This is a genomic window from Erysipelothrix urinaevulpis, from assembly GCF_009828835.1.
Lineage (GTDB): Bacteria > Bacillota_I > Bacilli_A > Erysipelotrichales > Erysipelotrichaceae > Erysipelothrix > Erysipelothrix urinaevulpis.
Genome location: NZ_WTTB01000001.1, coordinates 375,583 through 402,273, shown reverse-complemented (window position 1 = coordinate 402,273; position 26,691 = coordinate 375,583). Strand labels below are relative to the sequence as shown.

Here is a 26,691-nt window from a genome sequence, read left to right as displayed (position 1 = left end):
GATATTCATGAAGATTGGCAATCGAGTTCAAGACAGTATATTAGTTTTACTGAATCAACAAAAAAGTGGATTGGTTAGATCCACTTGCTGACATAATGAATTTTACACAAGATTATGGACTTGACTCTTTCAAAAACAGTTACTTGTAAAATAACATTTAAATTTCAAATAGTTATACTTATTTTAGATAAAAGCAACCTTATTTCAGGTTGCCTCTATTTTAATTATTCTTTGGTAGTTCGTCATCAAGTGGTTTTCTAACATATGGGAGTAATCTTTCAGTAGATGCACCAAACTTCTTGTAGTTTTTTCTAGCCTCTGTAAGTGATACCTTGTTTGGTCCAATCGCAATATTTACTTGCTCTTGACCGACAATATCATACTGCCAAAAACATATAGGACAGATTTCTCCTATATATCGTTCATCTCCTGCCTCTACTTCATAATAGTTAACACAGCAAGGGCACCTTAACATTATTTTATCTAACCTATGTTCACTCATATTTCCTTCTCTTCTATGGTTTATATTTCATAATTTGTTCTAACCAATAATTGATGCCTGCATCGGGTTTAAAATATGTTAATATGCCACCATGTTGATTAATTATTCCAAATGTATTAGATGATGCTTCATACTGATAATACCCTCCGCTTGAATCGGTAAAACTTTCCACTTCACTTAGTGGATTATCAACGAAATCCCTAGCACTGTTTAGGTAATCTTGACTAGAACTTGAGCCAAGGTCCGAACCATGATCTCCAAAACGCTTATCAAGTGCGTTACCATTCTTGAAATCAGCATCAGTATTTCTATTTTCCGTGTAGTTAGAATTTCCCGTCAACTTATGTAGAATACATTCAACAGAAATTCTTGTTTACAGTGTTCAAAAACATATCACATAAGAAAAGAAGACGGCCCTCTAGACCACTTTCACTTTGAGTCGCTGTACAATTGAACTGATTAACTAAGATCAATTGTATGCCAGTTCATTCTCTGCAGTTTTTGAACAAGGTCTCTGTATTCATCAGCGTCATCAAAAAAAATTCTTGTAAATGGTTTTGTAAAAAACTCAATATAAATTCGATTAGCCGTTATATCACGTTGTCCGATTATTCTATCTGTACGAAGATTAGATGAATTAGCAGACTTACTTCTCTCTATATACTCTTTCCAATTTATATGGCATTCATTAAAATTAACTGACTTTTTAACGCCATCATCTACATACTTAAGTTTACTTTCTGTTAGTTTAATTATTTTCATAAAAATCCTCCTAATCTCCCCAAAATTGTCCTTCACTAATGTAATTTTTCCATTGAACTTCTAACCAGTTCGGAAGTCCTACAGGTCCTCCTCCAGGAAGAACCCTAATATCCACAGGTATACCAGTTTGTTGGCTTGCTACATATCTATGATGTCCTTCTGAAATGAATAACCCTTTCCCATCTACTTCATAAACTTCAATCGGTGGTAATTTTTCACCATCCATCAATTTATTAGCATACTCATTGACTTTATCAGGATTCACGATATCTTGTGTTGGTTTGATATCACTATGTTCAGTTCCAACAATATTATGTCCACTCCCCGTCCCCTTTTGTTAATCTCTGATAAATCTAATAAAAATATCAGGAATACCCCTTTTAACAAATAGTTTTTCAAAAAATTTATCATTGTTTACAAATAAAACTTCGTAAATACTCTCTTCTGAAAACCAATGTTCTGTGCAAGATACTTCACTTATCGCTGTTTCTTTGTCTAAAAGTTCAAAATCATTAATATTCGTTACTTGACGCTGGTAGATTTCAAATATACCTGATTCAATTCCATAATTAATTATATTTTGGATTGTTTCAATTTTAATTCCTTTTCCTTCACTGTAGAAAATTCTCAGGTAGTTAAACATCCCTGTCTCCTCCCATATATCTTGAAGAAAAGAGATTAAATCACTTTCACTCATATTATTCCTCCTATTTTGTTAATGGAATATGTAATTTTTCTGAGCCACTAGTCATTTTTAAATATGGATTTCCATGTAATGGATCTGTATAATTTTCGTATCCATAGTTTAGTTGATATGAATTGCCTTTTCCGTCATAATATCTAACTCCGTCACCTTTTTTTAATACATCTTTAGTATAACCTTCTAAATTGTCATCTAAATATTTCTCAACATCTTTAATGTTTTTTCCTTCAAATGAATCAGGGTCATTTAAGTCAAAGTCATTATTCCCCGTCCCCTCACTTGATGAGGAGCCACCACCTTCATTAGAATCACCACTTGGACTGGCTGAACCTGAAGATGCAATATAGAGTAATGTTCCATACTTAATAACAGTATATCCTATTGATATAGCCTTTTCCAATAGATGGATCGCTTTACTTATTGTAACGACAGTAGCACCCGATCCACCACCTATACCAATAAGTGCTAAGCCGCCAGGGATAGATCCACCAGATACAGCAGCAAGTGCTATCATAGTTACACCTAACATTATTTGATGCATATCAAGACTTTTTAAGATTCTTAAGCCCTCTTTAACAATCCTACTGAAAGCATGAAACGTAAGACGAGCTGTCTCTACGACAACATTTTCCAGATCTTTCAAAAATGTTGATGGACGACTGGTGACTTCTATATGTGCTAAGTTTTCTTGCATTGTTTTGGTTTCTTCTGATGACAAGTTATATCGACGTGACACGGATTGAATTATTTTTTCTTTTTCTACATCGAACTTTCCTTCAAATTCTTTGTTCATATTAATTTGAGATCGTAAAGCCAATATTTCTTGTCTAGCTATGTTTTGGGCTATTGAATAGTTTGTTTCGTTTTTAAGGAGCCCCATCTTCGCTTGCATTGCTTTGGTTTCAACACTTGTAAGACCTAATGTTTGACAATACTTTTGAATGAAATCGATTTGTTTATAGCGAATTGTTTCTTGACTTAAGCCTTGTTTTTTCCACAGAGCTTGCTGTTGATTTAACTTTGCTTTCAGCGTCTTGGCTTCTTTTTCAACGTTAACTTTAACTTTCCTCGATTGTTGAGTTGTTGATCGTTTAGGTTTACTTTGAACAAGCTTTTTAGCTGGAACACGTTTTTTGGGTCTAAAGACTGATTTTACTTTAGCCTTAACATTATTATAGAAGTTTTTAACTGGTTTTAAAATCTTTCTAACTGTCCTAACTGTTTTGTTTACAAAACTTTTAACCGCTCTTGTTATTTTACGGATAATGTTTATTGGGTTAGGTATGCGTAGAGGCAAGCGAAAAATATTTCTAATAAAGTGACCACTGGGATCTATATAGTTGATGGGGTCATTTTGAGTGTATGCATATCGATTTTGTGATTCTAAGTCCTCTGATTCCCCACGGTAAATATCTCGGCTTAAAAACACTCCTGTTTCAGTATCATAAAACCGTGCTCTTAGATACTGAAGAGATCCTTCATGAACTTCACCACTATACCCAATAAAAGGATGATCGTTTTCAGGGTTTCCAAAAAAATCGTATGAATAGTTTTTCGATAACCCCGATTCATCTATGCTTAGAATCATATCATTTTTAAGATTCATTGTTGTATATACTTGTTTCTCTTCTTCATTTATCTTAAGTAGATCATAACCATAAATAAATGATTGCACTGTATCATTAGAATTTTTTTCAATTACAACAGCATCTTCCATGCTCATATCATTTACAAATTCCTCACGAATAGTTCTTTTATCACTTTGTATATCAGAATATGTACATGTTTTTTCTTTGTTTACAGAGTTTTGCTAAGCGTGTTTAGCTTGATTTAGGGATAATTTGTCTTCGTTTTGATCATCTTTTTTTGGTTTGTTACTTGTAATAACTGAATGAAGATCAAAGGTCTCTTCCCTTGCACTGCGATTACCAAAGTGATCATATTCAAATTTAATTGTTCTATCATCGGAGTTATGTATTGATGTTAAAATATTTTCGGCATTGTAATTGTATTTTTCTTCAAAATCATTTTGATACCTCTTATTGATAACATTTCCATTTTTATCATATTGATATTGAATAAACGTTCCTTTTGAGTCAACAACTCTTAGTAATTGGTCGTTCATGTTAACAATATATTTCTTATCAATGACCTCATCTTTTGTTTTAATTTTCTCTTGAATACGATTACCTCGATTATCATATTCAAAAGATCGCTTAACTTGATCGCCTTTCTTAGACTCTAACACTTGGATGACTCGATTCAATTCATCGTATACATATTCCTCTTTTTCGTCACGAAGTGGTTGATGTATTTCAGTAATACTACCTTGTTTATTGTATTTATAACGTACTTCTTCTATTACTTCATTTGTTTTTTTAGAAATTGTTTTTTGATGTGTGAGGTCATGATTGTCTGAATAATTATAGAGTGTTGTTGATTGAGAATTAGACAATGACAACAACCTAGATTCTTCATCGTATTGATAACTAATGATGTCATCATCATCATTTACCTCAACTATTCGTTCAAATTCATCAATTTTTCTGGATACACGTTTACCACTAGGATAATATATATCTGTCAAATTACCTAATTTATCATAATTATATTTAAGGGTATTACCATTAATATCGGTTATTGAAGAAACTTCTCCAAAATCAGTATATGTTAAGTAACTTGTACCTTTTTTGTTACTGGCTTTGATTAAATTATTATTATCATCATACTCGTAGTCGAATCTATCCTCTGTTGTTTTCTTTTCAATAATTCTTCCTCGATCATCGTATTTAAAACTTGAAATAGCACCCGATTCTTTTGTTTCGATCAATTGATTTTTTTTATCATATTTATATGTATCTTTGTTTTCTCCAAACTAAAGGACAATGAAAAACCAAACCCTCGCTTCTCTATCTAAGAATTTAGGTTTGGTTTTGTATTATTATTTAAGTGTCGTAATAAATTCTATGATCGTTTTTTATTGATATATAAAATGATTGATCCTAAAACAACAGACATTCCTGCAATTGAAATGGCTTTAGAGTCCATTCCTGTTGCTGGTAAGTTTGATTCACCTTGACTTGGCTTATCTTTTCCTGGTTCTGGTTTTGGTTCCACTGGCTCCACTGGGTCTGGTTTTGGTTCTGGTTCCACTGGTTCCACTGGATCCACTGGATCCGGAGTCGGTGTTGTGTCTTTAATGATTTGGACTTCATAAGGCTCTGTTTCAACATTGGCTCTATCAAGGACAGTCACAATAAACTTATCATCTTCACCAACTGTTTCAACAGCATAAGTATACGTTTTTTCCCCATTAGCAAATATTTTTGTTTCTAGATTACTGATCTCATTAATTATTTCATCATTTGTTTGATCTTTATGACCGCGATAAATTAGATAATAACGAGCATTCGTGTTAACAGTGTCCGTGATTGTAATGGTATCACCATCAAGTGTTGCATCTTCAATCGCAGTAACATCACCTGTTGATAACCATTCTAAACGAGGACTCAACGCTTTTTTACTAAAGGTATCACCTTGTAAAACTTCAATTGAATCATTCATTGCTTTATGCTCTGCTTGTTTATCTGCTGGAATCGTACTTAAATCATCGGGTTTCATGTTTCGATAACTAAATAAGATTGATCCATCAATATTTTTATAAAGCTGGTTAAATTTGACTTGGTTATTTATCTCTTCAGCGTTCAAGAACTCATACCCTGGTTTCCATCCTTCGATGTATTTATAGTTAGGATGACCTACATATAATTTAACATTCTTACCATCAACGGCATTATTCCACCAACGAGCAATTTCACCATAAGGTGCTGCATTGGTATCGAATGACCAATAGATTTGTGGTGCAATGTAATCAATAATTTCTTCATCAATCCACCCTTTAGTATCAGCAAAAATACTCTTTGAATACGTTGATGTTGAACTTTCAGGTGTGTTGGATCCTTCAGGATGATTTGCCTTGTGTTCCCAAATCCCAAAAGGACTGATTCCTAATTGTACAGCACGTTTATTTGTTTTATTGTGATTCGTAATTAAACTATTTAAATCCCTGATAAGTGTTGTTACATTATCACGTCGCCAAGCAATGACTCCTTCTTGTGAATCCTCGTACTTGCCTGTGCTTAGACCATAGGCTTCAAAACTTGCACGATCTTGTTCATTGAACTCTTCATTTTTCTTTTCGGTTCCATAAGGATAGAAATAATCATCAAAATGAATAGCATCAAGGTCATAATTTGTAATCAATTCATCTACCGTATCTAAAACGTGTTGTCTCACTTCTGGATAACCAGGATTTAAAATCATCTTTCCACCAAAATTAATAACAAACTCTGGGTTTTTCACACCGAAATTATCTTCCGACAGTACACCATGTTTTGTCATATTTTCTAATAGTTCTGCTGTACTCATCGCATTTACTTCTTCTTTTGTATAAACATCTTTTGGTAATAACGATTCATGGAGTGAATTTGTAACACGGTATGGATTTAACCATGCGTGGTACTCCAATCCTTTTTCATGAGTCTTTTCAATCATCCACTCAAGGGGATCATAATCTACATCAAGACCTTGTTTACCACTTAAATATTGTGATGTTGGGTTGATTTCTGATGGATAATAGGCATCCAACAGTGGTCGAATTTGAAATATCATCGCATTCATATTCCAATCAACAAAATCATTAAGTCGATCCATGTATAACTTTTGAAACTCTTCCTCACTTTGTGGTGTTGGGATATTAATATTGAATATCGTTGCAATCCAACCTGATTTCATCTGGTTTTTTTCTTGTTCGTAAACCTTAGGAATCATAATTTGTTCTTGACTCCCTGAATAATACATAATTGGCTTCTCTTGATTATATCCAAAACTACCATCTGGTAATTTATCATAAGTATAGAGTGGTTCCAATGCAGTATCAGCCTCTATATTCATGCCTAAAGCAGATACCATTAAGATTAAAGCCAAACTAAAAAACAAACAATATTTTTTCATGTTCTCCTCCTGTTAACGCTTACATTCGAAGAATACCACGATTAAAAATATATTTCAAGGTTTATTGTGAAATTATGATATATTCATTCATTATGAAATTTATTTTCATAATTTATCATCTTTTTGACTGTTATGACACAATTACAGCGTAATCAATTGTCATTAATAAAAAAAACGTTTTCATCCTTAGACAATAACGTTTAATCAAATTCTACAACCATTGAGTCCAATCGCAATGAGCCATCGATGACACCCCAGCCATAATGACCTTTTAAATCATCATTGATGTGATACTCAACACACTGCTCATTGACCTGTAATTTAACAATCCTATCCTCGATTTTTAAAGAGACGTTCAGATCTTCCATTGAATTTTCTGTTCTAACAAACGTAACTTGGGGCACGTTTTTTAAAAAATGACGATGAATGAGTTCTATTTTGTACTCAGTGATTTTGAATGCATAATAGTTTTCCAAGCCTTTCACGCCAAATGGTAATAAAACTGTTCCCACACAATCCTTTATTACTGCGTCCATATTAATATTTTTACTGTGATATAAACCAGTGATACTAATACCTTGCTCTTTCGAATTAAATTCAAGACCATCACTTCTTAATTGTGAATTAATTCTATGATTTGCAAAGGGACTGACGTTGTTTAAAAAGCTATCGCAATAACTATTCTGGTTGAGCTTAAATTGACCCTTGCCCTCAACCTTAAATTCTTTTATTTTAATTCTCCCAAGTAACCCATTTCCATCAATGGGATCACTGACTGTTTTTAATACAAGACCAATTTCCTTGATCGGATAGCCTTGATTTTCTGGTAATTTAAATTCAATTAAAATATCTTGCTTGTCTTTTAAATGAATAAATTCTCCTTGTTTTGTTTCCCCATTTGTATAGGTAATTAGCGCAGAACCATAAAGTTCATCGATAAATGTGATCTCACTTTGAACAAGCATTTTTAAGGTTTGATTCGGATAAACCAGGGGTGCAAACACTGGATCATAACGGTTATCATAGAAATCATCTTTCTCGTAGAATGTTTGATATACGATTGATGCTTGATCTTCTTTGACTAAATTATCAATGAGAACATTGTAACTGCCTACTGTATTCCATGTTATTTGGTCTTGTACCAACCTAAACGTATTATGTATTTTCAGTCCAGAGGATGACCCTTTGAAAGGAAATGATAAGTCAAATTTCTCCTTCTCATTCAAACTTTTTTGTGAAAATTGGAATAACATCTGTGCAAAGTCAACCGCATTCACAGTGTTTAAACTTGGACTCATGCTGGATGCAATAATAGTATCATTAATAGGTTCTCGATAGTGAATTGGAATCCCATCCAATCCTGAAAACACACCCATGATTGTTCCAACAACACCTGCATTACTATCTGTGTCCCAACCACACATACAAGTAATTTCAATGCTTCGAGAAAAATCATTGTTTCCGTAGAGTAAGCCGATTAAGACAATGCACGCGTTAGGAATAACATGACACATTCCTTCATAATGATCATAACTATAATGTTGAAGTACGTAGTCGTATGCTTTCCTAAAATCATCAGGATTTTTTTCATAGAACATGAAGACATCATGTAATACTTGCACATACTCTGTTTCCATATCTAGGCGACTGATGACATTACATATAAGTGTTTCAATATCATCACTAATAAAAGCACCTGCAATCATTCCAGCAATAAATTGAGCCCCAATTAATGCATCACCATCATGTGCAACAGAAGCAGCAATTTTAGCATCAGCCATTGCTTGATCAATATCACCTGGATTAATTAATCCCCAACTATCAATGAATATTTGACCACCCACTTGTTCTGATATTACCTTACCATTGACTGCTTGACTTCCACTTTTTGGTGCAATATAACCTTCTTTCAAACGGTTATAAGCGGTGTGTTCTGTGCTAATTCCATCGCCACCCCACCAAAACATTCCTTGACCATCACGGGCATAATTTAACCATGCTTTACTAATTGCTTCATGCGTTAGCATTGACTCATTTTCATCGAGTAAACTTCGAACAAAGAAAATAGGACCATTCGTATCATCATCTGCTGCGAAAACATGTGAGTCTTTAATGTACCCTTGAATCGTTCCATACGATTCTTTAATGGCATCATAGGTCCATTGATAGGGTTCTATGGGTGCTCCCAAACGCACACCAATTGCCTTACCTAAAATACCACTGTATATTTTTTCTTCAATATTCATCTATTGCCTCCGATCATGAAGCTGAATTGCTTGTAACAACAAATTAGAGAATTTTTCTTGATCAACATCAATTAATGCTTTGACATTCTTTTCTTTATCTTGCTTTAATCGTAAGTCAGTCGCCGTCATTCCTCTTGTGATACCTGAACATGAAATTTCAATAGCATAATCCTTATGTACAAAGAGTTCAGGATAAATTAAACAAGCCACAGCTACAGCATCATGGATTGCGGACTCATCAAATCCAAACTGTTTTCCAGATTGGTGATAAAACTCTAACAATTCATATGAAAAATGACTAACAGTTCCCTGATTTTTTAAACTAAGAATTTGTTCATAAGATAAACATGATTTTTCAGTTACATCCAAGCCTGCCATGGTAATCGGAATCCCACTTTCAAATACAATTTTCGCTGCTTCTGGATCTGCATAAATATTAAATTCAGCATAAGGGGTCACATTACCATGATCAATCCCACCCCCCATTATTGAAATCATCTCAATTGAAGATTTAACCTGTGGATACATTTTTAATAGCATTGCTATGTTTGTTAAGGGTCCAAGCCCAATTAACGTAACATTTTTGTGACGCATTAAAAGTTCTTTGTACCCTTCGACAGCGTGTTGTGCTTCAATTGGATAAGTCACATCATCAAGAACACTTAGACCATCCATGCCACTATCACCATGTGCTCCAGGTTGGATTGGTAAGGCTTGAATAAAGGGTTCAAAACATCCTTGATACAGTAAAACATTCTGGTGGATAACTTGTAGAATTCGTTGCGCATTTTGGGTAATTTTATCCAAATGATGATTTCCACCAACTGTTCCAACCGCTAAAACATCAAGTGTATCAGGATGAGCAAATGCTAAAAGCAACGCCATCGCATCATCATGACCTGGATCACAATCTATGATTACTTTTCTCATGACTTAACACCCTTCTTTTTCCGAATAACCGAATATGAAACAAGAGCAATTACTGTAACGATATTAGGTAATATAGTGACAAGCTCAGTTGGTAATCCTTGCAATTGTAAGATATTAGCAACTGCTGAAGCCAAACCAAATAACAGTGCCGAAAATGTTGTCCCAAGCATCGTACCACGACCCATTGCCTCTGCAGCTAAAGCAATCCATCCACGTCCTGCAGTCATATCTCGTGAAAACCAAGAAACATAACCCATCGATAAATAAGCTCCAGCCAAACCACATAAAACCCCACAAATTATAAAAGCAATAATCCGTGTGCGATTAACATTGATCCCAACAGAAGCTGCAGCATCTTCATTCTCACCAACTGCTTTAATATGTTGACCCAACGGTGTTTTCGCAAGAATAATTGCAACAACGATAACCATCACAAGTCCAATGTAAACTAAAACGTTATGATTCGACAAAACAGCACCCAAGAACGGAATGTCTTTAATAATTGGTAACTGAATGGTTGGCAATACTTTGCTAGGTAAAGAAGCCGAAGTCCCCTTATCTCCTGTTAATATATACAATAAGAAAACCGTCAAACTGGATGAGAACAAATTCAAAGCAATCCCTCCAAGAATAACATCTGTCTTTAATTTCAGAGTAAAATAAGCTAAAAACAAAGACATAAATATTCCCGTAAGGATAGCCCCTAAGAGTCCTATCCAAGCAGAACTTGAAAAAGCACTTACAACTACACCAGCAAACGATGACATTAACATAATTCCTTCTAAACCTATGTTAGGAACGCCAGCTTTATTCGTAATCAAAGCCCCAATTGAAGGCAACAAGAGAGGAACCGTGACACGAATAATTGAATAGAAAAATGTAGCCGTTACAAACTGATCAAATAAACTCATGCTGTTTGAACCTCCTTCATAACAAGACGATTTCGATAAAATTGCAGGAACTTTCTTCCTGAAATAAATAAGATAATTAGACCTTGCATGATCCCCACCATTTCAGCAGGAATATCAGTTAATCGTGACATTAAATCGGCTCCAATTCGAATATACGCTAAGAATAATGCTGAAACAACGACTCGTTTAGGATCATTTTTTGCCAACATCGCAATTAATGCTCCATCAAACCCTAAACCAGGAAGTGCAACCCATTTAAACGCATCATACATTCCTAATACTTCAATTCCACCACCGATTCCTGCTAAAAATCCAGCAATCAAACTAACCTGAACAATAACTTTCGCTGTGTTAATGCCAGAATATTTCGCAAAGATTTCATTCGCTCCTGTCATTCTAATTTCATAACCTAATTTTGAACGATAGAGTAAACGATGACATGCGTACACTGCAATTAAAGCAACAAGTAAGCCTGAATGAATGTTGGTTTTAGGAATTATTGTATGAAGCAATGCACTCTTTTGGATTTTTACCGACTTCATAACAACCGTATTTGCTTCTCTAAAGAAGTGATTAAGTATGTAAAGCCCTAATCCATATAAAATCGTGTTAAACATCAACGACAACACCAACTCACTCACATCCCAGCGAGCTTTAAAGAAACCAACAATCCCCATGACTAATGCCCCAACAATACCTGAAGCAAGAATCGCAACAATCGGATGCACTCCCATTGGTAAAGTAACACTTATTCCTACAATAGCAGCAATTAATCCACTAAAATAAAAGATACCTTCTGCACCCATGTTAAATAATTTTGCCTGGAATAGTAACGATACTGCAAGACCTGAAAAAATCAATGGAATTGCTGTTTCAATAACATTCCCCATATAACGAACTTTCGTTAAAGGTCCTACAACAAAATTTGTGATGGCTTGAAGTGGTTGATTACTTAATAACAATATAATTGTAAAACCAACAATCAAAGCAATACCAACCGCAACAAATGTTCTGACCATTTCAAACTTTCTCAAGGCATTTTTCATGATTGGCTCCCTTCTTGTCGTTTAAGTCCCAACATAAATTCTCCTAATTCTTGTTCACTGTATGACTTTGGATTTTCTAAATTAGCAACAATCTCGCCATCATAAAAGACAAGACAACGATCACTTAATTCAACGACCTCATTTAAATCTGCACTCACCAACAAAATCGCAACACCTTGATCACGCATTGCTAAGAGGCGACGATGAATGATCTCGGCGGCACCTAAATCAACACCACGCGTTGGTTGTTCAGCAATCAATAATGTAATATCATCCCCCGCTTCACGACCAACCACAACTTTTTGAATATTACCACCTGATAAATATCCAACAATATGATCATTCCCATGGCAAGCGACTTGAAATTCTTCAATTAATTGATCCGAGAATAACTCGATTTCCTTTTTATCAATACGCCAATCACGACCAAATCTTGATTCTTTGTAACGCGTACTGATTGCATTTTCTGAAATCATTTCATCCTTCGCAATTCCTTCATGCATACGATCTTCAGGTATATAACCAAATCCCTTTTCACGTAAACTTTGAATCGATGCTTCCTTCATTTCACCATCAAAAACATTAACATGCCCAGAATAGCTTTTATTTCGACTTGTTAAAATTTGAATTAAATCACTTTGCCCATTTCCTTCAACACCACATACTCCAATAATTTCACCTTCACGAACAGAGAAATTAAGATTCTTTAAGACATGTCCACGATTATCAATTAAATTTAAATCCGAAACACTCAAAAGTGTTTCACCCGTCAACACATTGTTTTTCTCATAATTAAGGCTGACGTTTCGCCCAACCATTAACCGTGTTATTTCTTCAAGACTTAAATCTTGAGCAGGAAAACTACCTTGAGTTTTTCCTTTTCGAATAACACTCACACGATCCGAAATTGCTTTGACTTCATTTAATTTATGAGAAATAAAGACGATTGTATGACCAGATTTTGTTAACATTTTTAACTGTACAAAGAGTTCTTCTGTTTCTTGAGGTGTTAAGACGGCAGTCGGTTCATCAAGAATCAGTAATTTTGCACCGCGAATTAATGCCTTTATAATCTCAACTTTTTGTTTCATACCAATTGAAATTTCAGAAACTGGTTTATCATAATCTAATTTAAACATATACTTATCAGCAATGGCCTCAACACGTTGACGCGCTTCTTTTTTATTCATAAACAAGCTTTTTTTAGGTTCAATCCCAAGCATGATATTGTCAACTACATCCATTGATTCTACAAGCATAAAATGTTGATGAACCATCCCAATTCCATGATTGATGGCTTGATCTACACTGTTAATGGAAACTTTTTCGCCCCTTAGAAAATACTCACCCATCGTCGGTTGTTCCATACCAAAGATAATTTTCATCAAGGTCGACTTACCAGCACCATTTTCACCGACAATAGCATGGATTTCATGTTCATAAATTGTTAGATCAATATCTTTATTCGCTACTATTCCATTGTCATACACTTTTGTAATTTTATTTAATTTTAATAGTTCAGTGTTCATTAGCGGCTCCTTTTAAATGACAAAGGGAATGACTCGCATCCCCTTCATTATTATGGTTTGACAAGTTCTCGATAGTCTGAGATTTGTTCTGTTGTTAATTTAAATCCTGATTCAATTTCAATTTTACCATCAATTATATCTTGTTTAATGGTTTCAATTTGACTACGAATTCCTTCAGGAACTGTTTGATAAACTTCATTATCTGCTAAACCAATTGCATTGGCTGACAAACCAATCAGTTCATGTTTTCCAAACTCAAGTGTTCCTTCTTTTGCTTTTATCGCACTATCTATAATAACATTATCAATTTGTTTAACAACTGATGTTAAAACACTCTTTGCTTTGTCTGGTTCAGAATCTTTATAAAGAGCTGATTGATCTGAATCAACACCGATTGCATAACGGTTTGACTCAAAAGCAGCATCAATTAAGCCAAGGCCTGTCTGACCAGCAACGTTAAAGGCAATATCAACATTTGAAGAATACATTGCTAAACTTAATTCTTTACCAATCGCTGGATCACTAAAATCACCAGCATATGTCGTAACAACTTTCACATCTTTATCCACATGTTGTGCTCCTTGAATGTAGCCAACTAAGAAATCATTAATTCCTGGAATATCCATACCACCCAAGAATCCAATCACTTTATCTTCATTGATATTTTCAATTGAAGTATCTTGTGTAACTAAAGCCGCAAATGCCCCCGCCAAGAATGACCCTTCATTGGTTGCATAAGTTACAGAATATACATTTTCACTTGCATCTGTACCTGAGTTATCAAAGTTTAAGAAACGTTTTTCTGTATTTTTTGCAGCAAGTTCATTCATCAAATCACTTGCAGCATTACCACTAACAATTAGATCCCAATCTTGATCAATCGCATCCAAGAATGCTGGTTCCCATTTTGTTTCATCTGTTGTCATCTCAATGACTTTAGTTTCAAAACCATCTTTTTTAGCGAGCTCCTCAATACCACGGTTCGCTGCATCAAAGAACGATTTATCCCCTAAATTACCAGGAATCAACAACAATACTTTATAATTGTCTGATTTTTCTGCTTCTTTTGAACAACCACTTAGGACAAGCATAAACACTACGAATAACGCTAATAAACTTTTGAACTTTTTCATCTATAGTTCCTCCCTTGTTTTTAATTCAATTTTATTTCTCATTGGACTTGATACCGCTGCGCCAATATTCTCACAGGTTAAACTTCCTGCTGCACTTGCAAATTGCAAGGCTTTCTCAACATTCCCGTACTCATTGAGTGCACTGACATAAACGCCAGCAAACGCATCACCAGCACCTGTTGTATCAACAACATCACTAGGATAAGCTTGTTGATACAACGATTGATGAGAATCCATATAATAACTCCCATCCTCACCCAATGTAATAACAACATGCTTCACACCACAATCAACAAAGACTTGTCCCACACGCCTTGCCTCTTGTTCATTCTCAGGAAAAATACCAGTATAAAACTGTGACTCTGTTTGATTCAACATGATTGTATCAATTAATGGATACATATCATGATCAAATGGTATTGCTGGTGCAGTATTTAACACCGTCTTAATTCCTTTTTCCTTACAATACGTTAACGTTTGTTTAATTACTTCTAAAGGAATTTCAAACTGAAACATCACATATGCCAAATCCAAGCGATCAATGACTTGTTTGATATGCTCAAATGAAATGACACCATTCGCACCTTCATGAATGACAATAGCATTGTCATTGTTAGAACGAATCACCATTGCAATCCCTGTAGATACTGACTTATCTTTGAATAAATAATTTGTCCTCATTCCCAAATCATCCATCATATTTACAACCATAGTTGCATCATCATCAAAGCCAATAGCACCACAGAAATGAGCATTTTTCTGATGTTTAAATGCAGCAATCGCTTGATTTAAACCTTTGCCCCCAATTTGACGACTATAATCCTTACCACGAACAGTCTCACCCAACAAAGGGAAACGTTCACAGTCAATCATATAATCAATATTTGCACTTCCTACAATCAATATATCTTTCATCTGTCAACTCCTAGTTAAACGTTAAACTAACTTTAGTATATCATTACCAAATCTACTGTCAAGCAGTTTTGTAAGGGTTCTCAATTTTCTTTATTTCCCTTAATCATCTTTCGTTAACAATTCATGATTGATGCTTAACAATGGTCTCTATTTGTCGTATAATCATGGGTAAAGATAAGGGGGATTCTCCATGAAGGTCACAATGAAAGATATAGCAAAAGAAGCAGACGTTTCAATTACCACTGTTTCATTAGTCCTAAATCACAAACCAGGACGCGTATCCAATGAGAAACGCCAAGAAATTTTAGACATAGCAAAAGCAATGAATTACGTTCCAAACTTAAGTGCTAAACAACTCGTGACACAAAAATCAAATTCAATCGGTATTGTTGTTCCTGATCTCGAAAATTATTTTTTCGCAACACTTGTTACCAACATTCAAAACAGCATGCGTGATAAAGATATATTCGTCATGATTGCAGCTACAGGTGATAAAGTTGACCAAGATCTCAAAGGGATTGAACTCTTAGTCAGTCGTGGGGTTGATCTTATTGTTTTAGCTGTATCCAATGAAGCTGCCAACCAACCTGATCGTTATCTCCAAAAGTTTAGTGAAACAAACACGCCAATTATTATGGTTGATCGAATTATCGATGAATATGACGGAACAAAAATTCAGTATAATGATGCAATTGGTATGTATAAATTAACCAATCACGTCTTATCAAAACAACACACAAAAATTGCCTACATCAAAGGTGATCGCTATATGCTTCGCAATGCTGGTCGAACAGAAGGCTTTGTCCGCGCGATGCAAGATCAAGGAATCAATGTTTCCAATGACCAGATATATGAAGGAAACTTCTCCTATGAATCAGGATATGAACTCTTTGATACAATCTATAATCAGCATCACTATACAGCAATCATTGCAGCCAACGATATGATGGCATATGGACTACTCAAACGAGCAAACGAGCGCAATATAAAAATACCTGACGATATTTCAATCACAGGTTATGACAACGTTATTTTTTCAGAAATGCTGACACCTTCACTTACCACCGTTAACCAAAACATGGTCGAACTAAACGATGAACTTATTCGCTTAATCATGATCCAACTTGATAACCCTCATCATACTGAAACCATTATTCTAAATCCTGAACTAGTCATCAGAAACAGTGTAAAAAAACAATAGCATTATGAATCAACTTCAAAAATGCCGAGTTCTCTACTTGAGAATGCTCGGCATTTTGCTATTTATGAAGCAGAACTAATTCGTTAAAACCTCTACTTCATTGCATTTTTAATTTGTTTAAGGACCTCCACACCATTCATTTGCCCATAGTGCTTCATATCAATTATTTCGATTGGAAAGTTTGGGAAGCGTTTTTCAAGTGTTGGCAAAGAAAATCTTACTTGTGGGGCCAATAAAATTAAATCAGTATCATCAGGAACCCTATCCGTCTCAATAACACCATAGGCTCCAATTGTCATCTCATAGTCTTCTTTGATCGCCTCTTTTTTAATCCGCTCAACAAGTAAACTCGTTGACATTCCACCAGCACACATCAGAACTATATTTTTCATCTTATATCCCTCTTTCATATATAATAATTGTATAACTTTCATTGATTGTTGAACTACGATATTTTAAAATCATACTCAACAGCTTGAACACATATTTCATCACTAAAAATTGCATCAAACACGTGTTTACCAACACTTTTTAAATTATAATTTACACGACAAAACCCGTATTTTTCTGCGAAGAGTGTATCACTTTCGCTAACAATGAATAAATCATGATTTAGTTTGTACCCAAGTGTTGTTGCTACATCCACTATCCCAACAGCAACATCATTAAAATCTACAAAGAAACCAAGTTTTTTAGAATTACCTTTAATTTTTTCCTTAGCCAATCGAACACCGTCTTCATAACTATAAAGATGTTCATAGCACTCTGTTTGGAAAACTCTTGTTTTCTCACGAACACTTTGACTTGTCTTATAATCTTTTTCTACGCATATGAAAGGATGCAGCACACCTTTTCTTTGAAAGAATGCCCTTATTTCTTCATACGATTCTTTTCGTTTGGGATAAACATGACTGACATTATCTATATGATGCCTTTGGCAGTGAACAATCGGTCCAAAAGAAGCATAATGATGCAAGACATCATCCTCTATTCCTTTAGAAATAAATACTAATGCATCAACCTCTTTAGTTTTTAATTTATCTAAAAATTCTCGTTCTTTAGCAATTTCGTCATTCGAATATAAGATCAACGTGTAATAACCATTTTCTTGAGCTTTACGAACTAAGCCTTCAACAATTTCATCATAACAAGCATGATTCATTCGAGAAACAACAATTCCGATTAGATTTGTTTTACCTTTGCTCAAAGTAACTGCATTTTGATTGGGAACATAGTTTAATTCTTCAATCGCTTTTAACACTTTAGATCGCAATTCTTTCGAAACATAAGCATGATTATTCAATACGCGGGATACCGTTGTTTTCGACACATTGGCTTTTTTTGCTACGTCGTTAATGTTTGCCATTTTCCACCTCTTTTCAACATTATATCATTTCATCCTTGACATGAAACGCGTTTCATCACTTATCATTGGATAAAGGAGGTAGTGATATGACAACTACGAGTCGAAATATTGATCTACATATGCATAGTAATTGCAGTTTGGATGGTGATTTTACGCCAGAAGAGTTAATTAACTTATGCAAAAAAAGTGATTTAAAAACAGTTAGTTTAGCTGATCATAACTCTGTTGAGGGAGTTGAAAGAATGATTATTGCTGCTGATAAATCATCCATCAGAGTTATTCCAGCAATCGAAATTGATTGTGTATATAAAGAAACTAATCTTCATATTCTAGGTTATAACATTGATTATAAGGATGATCGTTTTAATCAACTAGGTCGTGATCTTTTAAGTCAAGAAAGAAAAGGCGTTCAAACACGGATTCAACGTTTAGAAGAGCTTGGTATTTATATTAATCATGCTCTATTAAAAACATTGATGATTGATGGCGTTGCGACAGGAGAAATGATTGCGGAAGCGAGTATCCATGAACCTGAAAATATTAATAACAAACTTCTAGCACCCTACAAAAAAGCCGGACATCGCTCTGATAATCCGTATGTCAATTTTTATTGGGATTACTGTGCTCAAGGAAAACCTGCTTATATCCCCATTAAACTCCCAAGCTTAAAGGAAATCATCACCATGATACACGCATCGGGAGGCATCGCAATTTTTGCTCATCCTGGCCACAATATTCATGAAAACCCCAAGCTTCTCAAGGAAATTATGGAAGAAGGCTTAGATGGTTTAGAAGCTTATAGTAGCTATCATTCACTTCAACAGATTCAGTTTTATGAAAGCTATGCTATGAGCCATCATAAACTGGTGACATGTGGAAGCGATTTTCATGGCAAAATAAAACCTGCCATTAAATTAGGTGAGATTGACTATCCACTCGAACATTATCATGCCTTTCTTAATACTTTGTTAGAGTAAAATCAACATAATTAATTAGGCGTTTTCTCAAGGTTAAAACGAATGTCAAAAAAACTACCGAAATATTAATCGGTAGTTTTTCAACTTTATTTTTTAACTCTAAAGATTACTGGCTCACTTGCTAAATCAATATATCCTTTTTCAACAGTAAATGCTTCACCTATTATAACATCATTATATAAACCATCGTCTAAGCCGATATTAATCTTTGTATTAATGTTTTTAACATTAAATATTCCGTAAATATACTCTTCATTTGTTTCATATCTTGAAACCAGACATTCTTCTTCATTTAATATCATTTCATAGCGAGTATGACGTTCAATAAACCCTGATTTTTTCATGTTAATTAATGAAGCAATAAAATCCATTTGATGATCTTCTTGATGCATTTCCTCAATTAAATCTTTGGTAAACAAGCTTGGTTGCTTTGTTGAAAAGAATTCTTGACCAGCATAAACAAATCCTAATCCTTTGTTAAAGAAAGAAAAAGCAGTCCAATTTCTATTTGCAATTCTATCTCGTAGAACCCCTTGTATTCGAGGTTGATCATGATTTTCAAGACAATTTAATTTAAGATAATTGCTTGGAAAACTCCACTCTTGATATCGATAACGTTTCTTCAATTCCATTAATCCTAGTTCTTGTCGTAATGTTGGAAGCAATGTATCATGGATATCGTAATTATAAAGACAATCAAAGGCTTGATATAATTCAGCATCTGACGCCACTTCATAACCCCTTGATCTCAAGTCAAAAATAAATTCACCATGGCAGCTCTCTGCTAACCAAAAGTGATCAGGATTCACTTCACGAACAGCCGCTTTCGCATCAACCCAAAAATCAACAGGAACCAACGATCCAACATCACAACGATAAGCATCAATACCAAACTTAGCCCAATACGTTAACATATCAATTAATTCTTGTCTCAGTGCTTGATTGCTGTAGTTTAAATCATAGACGTCATACCAATCTTCAACACGATTAATGAAGTCTCCTTTTTCGTTATGATAATAGTATTCTGGATTTTCAATGGTGTAACGGTGATCACGCCCTGTATGGTTTATCACAATGTCAATCATAACTTTTAAACCATGATTATGAGCACTTTCAACTAGTTCTTGAAGGTCAGTCAAATCACCATACGCAGGGTCAACTGCATAGTAATCAGAAATCGCATATGGACTTCCTAAATCACCCTTTCTCCCCTTTTCACTATTTGGATGAAACGGTAATAAATATAAATAATCAAAGCCCATTTCCGCAATTCTTGGGATATCTTTTGTGACTTTCGAAAATGTCCCTTCAGCAGAATGATTTCTAGTAAATACTTGATAAATTGATTCAGTTAGATTTTCTTTGTAATTCATTATTTAATTCCTCCTATTGATAATGAATGAACTTGCAGTGTTCCTTTAGATATGAAGTAACCAACATAACCTGAGTTGTACTCCATTTCAAAATTAATGCTTAGTGTATCGTTGATTATAAACATTCCTTTATCATCCTGAATACAGCCTTTTATTTCGACGAAGCGATCAAGTTCACATTCGACTTCCGTTATTAATATTTCCTCATGGATGTTAACTTTTACTATTTTAATCCTGTTTTTCTCTTGATTGATACTCAATTTATAAAAATCTAAAAGTCCTCTCATATGAAAAACAAGCCCTGTTTCTTGATGCCCGCTTAATTCAATCTTTGTTCTTATATTATAAGCATTCATGTTTAAATAACCTGTATAAACAAGCTGATGTATCCGCTCATCTGATATACAAATGGATGATAAATGATCGACTGTAGAATACTGCGTTGTATCCATAAACTGTTGAATCCAGTATGGTTGATTTGAACCTGCGATATAATTTGGACTCATCTGATCTGTTGATTTAATTTCAATTGAAGGTGAGCCCTTAATATCAACACTGAAAATAGTACAGTCGTTTTTCTTTGGGAGAATAAAATACAATTCTTTTACAATCATTCCTGTCTCCGGTTCAACTCTTAAAATATGATTATTACTTGCAATCCTTTCTTCATAAAAGCACAAATCATTGTTAGCGTTCCAATAGACATAACCAAGTCTTGTGTTTGATTTATCATCAAGGGTAGACTTAATTACAAATGATTGTCCTGGATAAATTTGTGGAAGCATCATGACCTCATAACCACTTTCGGGAATGTCTTCTTTAAGTTTAAACAATTCGACACTAACTCGACACTCTGAGTCACTTAGAATGTTTAATCCTTCCCCGGTGTTATTACTTATTTGGCCCTGTCCAGCCATGACAAAGCCTTGTGTAGAACCTGGGAAATTAAATGAAAAACGGGGTTTAAGATCATCATTTCTCAACGCTATTATTTGATTTGTAACTTTACATGCATCACTTAGAACATGTTCTCCCATTGCATCTGAAACATATAATTGTTCATTAACACGCTGTTTCAATGCTATAGTTCTGGTTTCATTTAATCCACAACGAATGCCTTGAATACAACCCACATTACCAGCATTACAATCTGTATCCCAACCCATTGATATTGAAATTGCGACCGCATCAATATAAGAATCTGGCGCATGATACAAGGCTGCTATAATCACCAAAAAATTTGTTACAATGGGGCAATTCCCACCGTATCGTTCATAACCGTGATTATCTTCAATATAATTACGCGTTAAACGCCAATGATCAGAAGTGTTAACGACCTCTATTATTTCATCAACTAAATTGCTTAAATATACATCATTGATATGATTAAGTACTGTTAAAACAGCTTTATCCAAATCCTTTTCCACAAAGCTATACGACTCCAAAGCAGCAATAAATCCAGCCATTTTTATCGCGATACCATCATGTGAAACAGCAGCTGCTTTACAAGCATAATCGTAAGCTAACTTAAAATCATCAGGGAATAATAATCCCCAACCATCAATAAATATTTGTGAGCCAATCTGTTCCGAGACAATCACACCATTACACTCTTTACTGCCTGATTTCGGAGCTGGTATACCCGTTTTTAAATTATAATATGCTGTGTGTTCAGTCGAACGATAAAGTCCACCCCACCAAAATATATTTTTATGTTCAATGACACGATTAAGCCATGTGTCACCTATTTCTTTACTTCCAATCTTAAAATCATTGTTGTAGGCGTGAATAAAAGAAAATGTTCCAGAAATATCATCATCTGGTTCTATAATCGCTTTCTCTAAATCATCATGCACAAAATAATCGATGTAACCATAATCATTTTTTATCTTGTCATAACTCCACCCTTCAACAGGTTTTCCTAAATACACAGCGATGACTTTCCCTAAAACACCATTATAAATTCTTTGGTGTGTGTTTTTATTTATTGAGTGTTTCATAAAGTGCTTTTAAAACCTCTTCTTTATTTAATTTTGTCACTAAGGTATGACTACTTTTTTTCGTTGACTCTAACCAATCATACTGCGTTAATAATGGACTATTAGAAGAATTATACACTAAAGTTCCATGCTCAACATCAAATAATTCAGGCTTGACGAGATACAATAATGTAATTGGATCATGATAACTAAAGCCATCATACTTTTCAAACCAATAAGCAGCCAATTCTTTAATCAGTTGATGATGAACACCATGCAATTTTTCACCTAAGACAGTTTTATCTGAATGGATATCATAGGTCACATCACACGGTACAATCACTAATTCTTTAAAATCCGCTTGAACAAGACTTTGTGCTGCAACCTCATCACACATAACATTCCAATCAAGTTTGTGCATATCATCGATATCCTGTGATACCTTGTAGCCCATAACAATTACTTTCTTTAGTTTTGGAACTAACTTTGGGTATGATTGGATAAACAATGCAACATTGCTGAAGGGACCAATGGCACACAAGACAATTTGATCAGGATAGCGTTCGACTAAATCTGCTATTGCTTGAACAGCTGCGAAAGGATTCTCACTGACAATTGAATCTTTTTTAACCGTTTTCAACCTTTGAAAGGTTTCGGGTTGAAGTTTCTTTCCCAATAAAGGACACGATAAGCCTTCATAAACAGGAACATGGCTTGAACTCAATGCTACGAATTCTTCAGCAATCCGTTTACGATACCAAGCTTCACCACTTGTCGTTGTAATTGCCAGTAAGTCAATCTCCGAATGATTTAACGCAAAAGATAGAGCCATAGCATCATCAATATCATTCCCAATATCTGTATCAATAATTAATTTAATCATTATTTAACAGCTCCATCAGTCATCCCTTGAATAATATGTTTTTGTCCTAAAACAAAGAGTATTAGCACTGGTATTATCGCTAATAATGTCGATGTTAAGATCATATCCCACTGTTTAACATAAGCACCTGCAAAGTTTGAAACTGCCAATGGAATTGTTTGAATTGCATTCCCTTTACCTAACACAAGCAATGGAAGTAGGAAGTCATTCCAAATCCAAATTCCATTTAGGATTAACACTGTCACAACAATCGGTTTCAACATCGGTAAGATGATATGAAAGAATATTTGAAATTGATTACATCCATCAATTCGTGCTGCTTCCTCAATCTCATAAGGAATTCCTTTAACAAATCCCGAAAACATAAACACTGTCATCGGCATTCCAAAGCCAAGGTAAGCAAAGATCATTCCTTGATAAGTTCGTAACAATGAAAAACCAAAAATTGGCACTGTTACAGCATCACTTAATGTTTTAAACCAACTAACAAGTGGAAACATTACAATTTGAAACGGAATAACCATCGCTGCAACAAACATAAAATATATAACTGTTGATGTTTTTGATTTATTACGTGTTAACGCCCATCCCGCCATGGCTCCAAAAAAAGTAATGGTGAATAACGAACCAACAGTAATTATAGTACTTGAAAGAAATGAGCTCTTGTAATTAACCGTTGGACTCGTAAGTACTGCTGTAATATTTTTCCATAACATGCCCCAATCCTCTGGGAGTGCTAATGGATTGGTAATAATTTGACTACCACTTTTTGCAGAGTTAATTACAAGCAAAATAAGGGGAGAAAGATATAAAATAAAGAACAAAATTGCGAAAACTTCTAAAAATATTAAACCTATTTTCTTTTTCTTCATTATTGTTCTATCTCCTTTCTTCGAGTTAAAGACGTCTGTATAAATGAAATAATTGCTAATACAATAAAGAACATCACCGCTTTAGCCTGAGATTGAGCCATCATATTACGAATAGATGCCGTATTATAAATATTAACAGACAGTAGCTCTGTTGCTTTTACAGCTTGTCCCATAAACATTGCAGATGGTCCCCCATTGGTTAACGAAACAATAACATCAAACTGCTTAAACGAATTACTTAAGGTTAAGAATAATGAAATTGTAAATGCTGGAGCAATCATCGGAACAATAATATGACGCAACTTTTGTAACCAAGAAGCACCATCCAGCTCACTTGCTTCAACAAGACCTTTAGGAATTCCCTGTAGTGACGTATAGTAAATCATCATAATATATCCAGCATATTGCCACGTTGCTGTTGTAACAAGAGCAATTGTCGCAAGTTTTGGATCTGCTAAGAAAAATGTATCTTTTAAAACAGAAAATTGTAATATTTCTCCAAATGCTGGTAAAACACTGTTAAACATAAATTGCCAAATGTACCCCAATACTAACCCACCAATTAAGTTGGGCACAAAGAATCCAGTTCGGTACAAGTTTCTTCCTTTAATTTTTGATGAAACTAAGAGTGCCATCCCAAATGAAACTACGTTCACCACAACAAAGTTAAAGAAACCAAAAACAAATGTCACAATGATTGAATACAAATACTGTGGATCTTTAAAACTTTCTATATAATGTGTAAAACCGACAAACGAGATGCCTGAGCTGGCAAAACCTTTCCAATCAGTAAACGAATAAAATACTCCCATAAAAAATGGGACAGCAACAACCATTAGAAATGCAATAACAGCGGGTGCGATAAATAAATAATATGTCCATTCTCTTTTTTTCATCATTAACTCCTTTCAAAAAAAGGGTAAGCCATGCTTACCCTCTCAGTCTAGTTTCCTGACGGAATTTTAGAAATTGCGTCTGTTACGAGCTCAACAAATTTGGCTTTGTCAATCTTCTTATTGGCAAATTGTCCGAATATTTGACCTAGAGTGTTAGTTCCAAATCCATCAGGCAATGAGTATTGATTGGTAAAGGAATATGCTGGTTTATCAGCTACAATCCAATCTGCAACAAATTTTGATAATGGTAATTCTGGTTTGAGTGAATTATTTGTAAATGCTGAAATCAATTGTGCTTCCTCAACTAACATCTTTTGACCTTCTTCAGTCATTGCTAAATCATTCAAGAATGCTTTTGCAGTATCTGCTTGTTTGGAATCTTTATTGACAACATAATAGGATGATGATCCAATAAATAATCCTTCTGTTTTTTCACTACCTAAACTACCGTATGGTGCAAAGCCCATTTCAAATTCTCCACCAGCATTTTTAACGTTGATATCTGCCCATGTTCCTTGGTGCATAAATGCATATTTTCCTTCACCAAATAATGCGAATTGATCATCAGCACTACCAACTGTTAATAATTTTTCATCAGTATAGTTAAACAGCAACTCTACCCAATCTGCATAATCATTTAAACGTTTTTCATCAACTTTACCTTCTAAAGTAAGATCTAAGATTTTCTTATCATCCGATGCTAAACCAGCTGATAAGTATGCTGCAAAGTCATGATTCCCCATAACCCAGGTATGTCCTTCTGCACTTACGTTTGCAACAACATCGATAATCCCAAGTTCATCCTTCATTGCTGAAACTTTTTCAAATGCTGCTTGATAACCTTCGAGTGAGTTTAATGTTGAGATATCAACACCTGCTTTGTCCATCATATCTTTATTATACGCTAAGCCCCAACCTTCAACAGCAACTGGGTATCCAAATACTGAATCATTTTGTTTGAATGCGTATGATGTATGCTCTGTCCATTTTTCTCCATCTAAAGGTGCGATAATATCTTTGTATAAATTATAGCCACTCTCACCTTCAACCAAGAATATGTCAGCTGCTTCCCCAGCATTAATATCTGCTTTCATTTGTGCACCATAATCACATGCACCTGTACATGTTTTAACAGTGACTTCTACGTCATTCTTCTCGCCCCATGCATTTGCATATGCTTGAAGAGGTTCTGTCATTTCTGCTTTATTTTGGAAAACAGTCAAAGTCTTTTTTTCTCCTTTGCCATTTCCTGAACCACAAGCTGTAAGTAATAAAGATAACACTACGAATGAAACTAATCCTAATTTCTTCATCAATACTTCCTCCTTGCAACGTTATAGAAAACGTTTTCTATCATGTCTTCATAATATCAACATATGTAAGCGTTGTCAATATATCTTTTTTTATTATCATCGACCCATTTTCATTAAACTTCTAAATATGCACTTCTAATG

Annotated in this window: 25 protein-coding genes; 2 read left to right on the top strand and 23 right to left on the bottom strand. The window is 34.5% G+C overall.

Going from position 1 to position 26,691, the window contains the following annotated elements; genetic code table 11:
• Positions 1-220: 220 nt before the first annotated feature.
• The 15 genes from GVV10_RS02050 to GVV10_RS01980 all read right to left on the bottom strand — a co-directional run bounded on the left by GVV10_RS02050 (position 221) and on the right by GVV10_RS01980 (position 15,690).
• Positions 221-502 (bottom strand): CPCC family cysteine-rich protein, encoded by a 282-nt coding sequence (locus GVV10_RS02050; protein WP_201289966.1) that lies wholly within the window; start codon positions 500-502, stop codon positions 221-223.
• A gap of 13 nt (positions 503-515) precedes the next feature.
• Positions 516-842, bottom strand: a complete 327-nt coding sequence (locus GVV10_RS02045; protein WP_159519054.1) for a hemagglutination protein — start codon at positions 840-842, stop codon at positions 516-518.
• A gap of 119 nt (positions 843-961) precedes the next feature.
• Positions 962-1,264: a hypothetical protein gene (locus tag GVV10_RS02040; RefSeq protein WP_159519052.1), complete on the bottom strand. Its 303-nt coding sequence runs from the start codon at positions 1,262-1,264 to the stop codon at positions 962-964.
• 10 nt (positions 1,265-1,274) lie between these two features.
• On the bottom strand, positions 1,275-1,529 hold the full coding sequence (locus GVV10_RS02035) for a ParB N-terminal domain-containing protein (protein WP_159519050.1): 255 nt from the start codon (positions 1,527-1,529) through the stop codon (positions 1,275-1,277).
• A 72-nt stretch (positions 1,530-1,601) separates the two neighbouring features.
• Complete coding sequence (locus GVV10_RS02030; RefSeq protein ID WP_159519048.1) at positions 1,602-1,961, bottom strand: hypothetical protein; 360 nt, start codon at positions 1,959-1,961, stop codon at positions 1,602-1,604.
• A 10-nt stretch (positions 1,962-1,971) separates the two neighbouring features.
• Positions 1,972-3,690 carry an RHS repeat-associated core domain-containing protein gene (locus GVV10_RS02025; RefSeq protein ID WP_159519045.1) on the bottom strand — a complete coding sequence of 573 codons (1,719 nt, stop codon included), beginning with the start codon at positions 3,688-3,690 and terminating at the stop codon, positions 1,972-1,974.
• Between the two features lie 87 nt (positions 3,691-3,777).
• The gene (locus tag GVV10_RS09590; protein WP_159519043.1) at positions 3,778-4,797 is read right to left on the bottom strand and encodes an RHS repeat domain-containing protein; all 1,020 of its coding nucleotides are present in this window, start codon (positions 4,795-4,797) and stop codon (positions 3,778-3,780) included.
• Between the two features lie 134 nt (positions 4,798-4,931).
• Complete coding sequence (locus tag GVV10_RS02015) at positions 4,932-6,980, bottom strand: family 10 glycosylhydrolase (RefSeq protein ID WP_159519041.1); 2,049 nt, start codon at positions 6,978-6,980, stop codon at positions 4,932-4,934.
• A 200-nt stretch (positions 6,981-7,180) separates the two neighbouring features.
• Positions 7,181-9,226 carry an ADP-ribosylglycohydrolase family protein gene (locus tag GVV10_RS02010; RefSeq protein WP_159519039.1) on the bottom strand — a complete coding sequence of 682 codons (2,046 nt, stop codon included), beginning with the start codon at positions 9,224-9,226 and terminating at the stop codon, positions 7,181-7,183.
• Entirely contained in the window at positions 9,227-10,156 is a 930-nt protein-coding gene (locus GVV10_RS02005; protein WP_159519037.1) for a nucleoside hydrolase, read from the bottom strand.
• A complete protein-coding gene (locus tag GVV10_RS02000) occupies positions 10,153-11,067 on the bottom strand; it encodes an ABC transporter permease (RefSeq protein ID WP_159519035.1) in 915 nt (304 codons plus the stop codon). Before GVV10_RS02000 ends, GVV10_RS02005 begins: the two co-directional genes overlap by 4 nt.
• Positions 11,064-12,113, bottom strand: a complete 1,050-nt coding sequence (locus tag GVV10_RS01995) for an ABC transporter permease (protein WP_159519033.1) — start codon at positions 12,111-12,113, stop codon at positions 11,064-11,066. The genes GVV10_RS02000 and GVV10_RS01995 overlap by 4 nt, the downstream gene beginning before the upstream one ends.
• The gene (locus GVV10_RS01990; RefSeq protein WP_159519030.1) at positions 12,110-13,642 is read right to left on the bottom strand and encodes an ABC transporter ATP-binding protein; all 1,533 of its coding nucleotides are present in this window, start codon (positions 13,640-13,642) and stop codon (positions 12,110-12,112) included. The genes GVV10_RS01995 and GVV10_RS01990 overlap by 4 nt, the downstream gene beginning before the upstream one ends.
• A 50-nt stretch (positions 13,643-13,692) precedes the next feature.
• Positions 13,693-14,775, bottom strand: coding sequence for a BMP family ABC transporter substrate-binding protein (locus GVV10_RS01985; protein WP_159519028.1), 1,083 nt, complete (start codon positions 14,773-14,775; stop codon positions 13,693-13,695).
• Positions 14,776-15,690 (bottom strand): ribokinase, encoded by a 915-nt coding sequence (locus GVV10_RS01980; protein WP_159519026.1) that lies wholly within the window; start codon positions 15,688-15,690, stop codon positions 14,776-14,778.
• A 190-nt stretch (positions 15,691-15,880) separates the two neighbouring features.
• Between GVV10_RS01980 and GVV10_RS01975 the strand changes: the two genes are divergently transcribed.
• Positions 15,881-16,891, top strand: coding sequence for a LacI family DNA-binding transcriptional regulator (locus tag GVV10_RS01975; RefSeq protein WP_159519023.1), 1,011 nt, complete (start codon positions 15,881-15,883; stop codon positions 16,889-16,891).
• A gap of 92 nt (positions 16,892-16,983) precedes the next feature.
• Here GVV10_RS01975 and GVV10_RS01970 read toward each other — a convergent pair whose 3' ends face one another.
• Positions 16,984-17,283 (bottom strand): PTS sugar transporter subunit IIB, encoded by a 300-nt coding sequence (locus GVV10_RS01970; RefSeq protein ID WP_159519021.1) that lies wholly within the window; start codon positions 17,281-17,283, stop codon positions 16,984-16,986.
• 53 nt (positions 17,284-17,336) lie between these two features.
• The gene (locus GVV10_RS01965) at positions 17,337-18,257 is read right to left on the bottom strand and encodes a LacI family DNA-binding transcriptional regulator (RefSeq protein WP_159519019.1); all 921 of its coding nucleotides are present in this window, start codon (positions 18,255-18,257) and stop codon (positions 17,337-17,339) included.
• Between the two features lie 86 nt (positions 18,258-18,343).
• On the opposite strand from GVV10_RS01965, the gene GVV10_RS01960 reads away from it, so the two are divergent.
• A complete protein-coding gene (locus tag GVV10_RS01960) occupies positions 18,344-19,234 on the top strand; it encodes a PHP domain-containing protein (RefSeq protein WP_159519017.1) in 891 nt (296 codons plus the stop codon).
• An 86-nt stretch (positions 19,235-19,320) separates the two neighbouring features.
• On the opposite strand, the gene GVV10_RS01955 is transcribed toward GVV10_RS01960, so the two are convergent.
• Genes GVV10_RS01955 through GVV10_RS01930 form a run of 6 tightly spaced genes read right to left on the bottom strand, consistent with a single transcriptional unit; the run spans position 19,321 to position 26,550 of the window.
• A complete protein-coding gene (locus tag GVV10_RS01955; protein ID WP_159519015.1) occupies positions 19,321-20,607 on the bottom strand; it encodes an alpha-amylase family glycosyl hydrolase in 1,287 nt (428 codons plus the stop codon).
• Positions 20,607-22,607 carry an ADP-ribosylglycohydrolase family protein gene (locus GVV10_RS01950; RefSeq protein ID WP_159519012.1) on the bottom strand — a complete coding sequence of 667 codons (2,001 nt, stop codon included), beginning with the start codon at positions 22,605-22,607 and terminating at the stop codon, positions 20,607-20,609. Before GVV10_RS01950 ends, GVV10_RS01955 begins: the two co-directional genes overlap by 1 nt.
• A complete protein-coding gene (locus GVV10_RS01945) occupies positions 22,588-23,469 on the bottom strand; it encodes a nucleoside hydrolase (RefSeq protein ID WP_159519010.1) in 882 nt (293 codons plus the stop codon). The genes GVV10_RS01950 and GVV10_RS01945 overlap by 20 nt, the downstream gene beginning before the upstream one ends.
• Complete coding sequence (locus GVV10_RS01940; protein ID WP_159519008.1) at positions 23,469-24,341, bottom strand: carbohydrate ABC transporter permease; 873 nt, start codon at positions 24,339-24,341, stop codon at positions 23,469-23,471. Before GVV10_RS01940 ends, GVV10_RS01945 begins: the two co-directional genes overlap by 1 nt.
• On the bottom strand, positions 24,341-25,237 hold the full coding sequence (locus GVV10_RS01935; RefSeq protein ID WP_159519006.1) for a carbohydrate ABC transporter permease: 897 nt from the start codon (positions 25,235-25,237) through the stop codon (positions 24,341-24,343). Before GVV10_RS01935 ends, GVV10_RS01940 begins: the two co-directional genes overlap by 1 nt.
• A 47-nt stretch (positions 25,238-25,284) precedes the next feature.
• Positions 25,285-26,550: an ABC transporter substrate-binding protein gene (locus tag GVV10_RS01930; protein WP_159519004.1), complete on the bottom strand. Its 1,266-nt coding sequence runs from the start codon at positions 26,548-26,550 to the stop codon at positions 25,285-25,287.
• Between the last annotated feature and the right edge of the window lie 141 nt (positions 26,551-26,691).

Bases quoted from the DNA above. Each gene is read 5' to 3' on its own strand.
- GVV10_RS01990 (WP_159519030.1), bottom strand. From the start codon at position 13,642: ATGAACACTGAACTATTAAAATTAAATAAAATTACAAAAGTGTATGAC.
- GVV10_RS01980 (WP_159519026.1), bottom strand. From the start codon at position 15,690: ATGAAAGATATATTGATTGTAGGAAGTGCAAATATTGATTATATGATT.
- GVV10_RS01985 (WP_159519028.1), bottom strand. From the start codon at position 14,775: ATGAAAAAGTTCAAAAGTTTATTAGCGTTATTCGTAGTGTTTATGCTT.
- GVV10_RS02000 (WP_159519035.1), bottom strand. From the start codon at position 11,067: ATGAGTTTATTTGATCAGTTTGTAACGGCTACATTTTTCTATTCAATT.
- GVV10_RS01930 (WP_159519004.1), bottom strand. From the start codon at position 26,550: ATGAAGAAATTAGGATTAGTTTCATTCGTAGTGTTATCTTTATTACTT.
- GVV10_RS01945 (WP_159519010.1), bottom strand. From the start codon at position 23,469: ATGATTAAATTAATTATTGATACAGATATTGGGAATGATATTGATGAT.
- GVV10_RS01955 (WP_159519015.1), bottom strand. From the start codon at position 20,607: ATGAATTACAAAGAAAATCTAACTGAATCAATTTATCAAGTATTTACT.
- GVV10_RS01995 (WP_159519033.1), bottom strand. From the start codon at position 12,113: ATGAAAAATGCCTTGAGAAAGTTTGAAATGGTCAGAACATTTGTTGCG.
- GVV10_RS02040 (WP_159519052.1), bottom strand. From the start codon at position 1,264: ATGAAAATAATTAAACTAACAGAAAGTAAACTTAAGTATGTAGATGAT.
- GVV10_RS02025 (WP_159519045.1), bottom strand. From the start codon at position 3,690: ATGAGCATGGAAGATGCTGTTGTAATTGAAAAAAATTCTAATGATACA.
- GVV10_RS02005 (WP_159519037.1), bottom strand. From the start codon at position 10,156: ATGAGAAAAGTAATCATAGATTGTGATCCAGGTCATGATGATGCGATG.
- GVV10_RS02015 (WP_159519041.1), bottom strand. From the start codon at position 6,980: ATGAAAAAATATTGTTTGTTTTTTAGTTTGGCTTTAATCTTAATGGTA.
- GVV10_RS01940 (WP_159519008.1), bottom strand. From the start codon at position 24,341: ATGAAGAAAAAGAAAATAGGTTTAATATTTTTAGAAGTTTTCGCAATT.
- GVV10_RS01960 (WP_159519017.1), top strand. From the start codon at position 18,344: ATGACAACTACGAGTCGAAATATTGATCTACATATGCATAGTAATTGC.
- GVV10_RS01965 (WP_159519019.1), bottom strand. From the start codon at position 18,257: ATGGCAAACATTAACGACGTAGCAAAAAAAGCCAATGTGTCGAAAACA.
- GVV10_RS01970 (WP_159519021.1), bottom strand. From the start codon at position 17,283: ATGAAAAATATAGTTCTGATGTGTGCTGGTGGAATGTCAACGAGTTTA.
- GVV10_RS02030 (WP_159519048.1), bottom strand. From the start codon at position 1,961: ATGAGTGAAAGTGATTTAATCTCTTTTCTTCAAGATATATGGGAGGAG.
- GVV10_RS02010 (WP_159519039.1), bottom strand. From the start codon at position 9,226: ATGAATATTGAAGAAAAAATATACAGTGGTATTTTAGGTAAGGCAATT.
- GVV10_RS01950 (WP_159519012.1), bottom strand. From the start codon at position 22,607: ATGAAACACTCAATAAATAAAAACACACACCAAAGAATTTATAATGGT.
- GVV10_RS02050 (WP_201289966.1), bottom strand. From the start codon at position 502: ATGAGTGAACATAGGTTAGATAAAATAATGTTAAGGTGCCCTTGCTGT.
- GVV10_RS01935 (WP_159519006.1), bottom strand. From the start codon at position 25,237: ATGAAAAAAAGAGAATGGACATATTATTTATTTATCGCACCCGCTGTT.
- GVV10_RS01975 (WP_159519023.1), top strand. From the start codon at position 15,881: ATGAAGGTCACAATGAAAGATATAGCAAAAGAAGCAGACGTTTCAATT.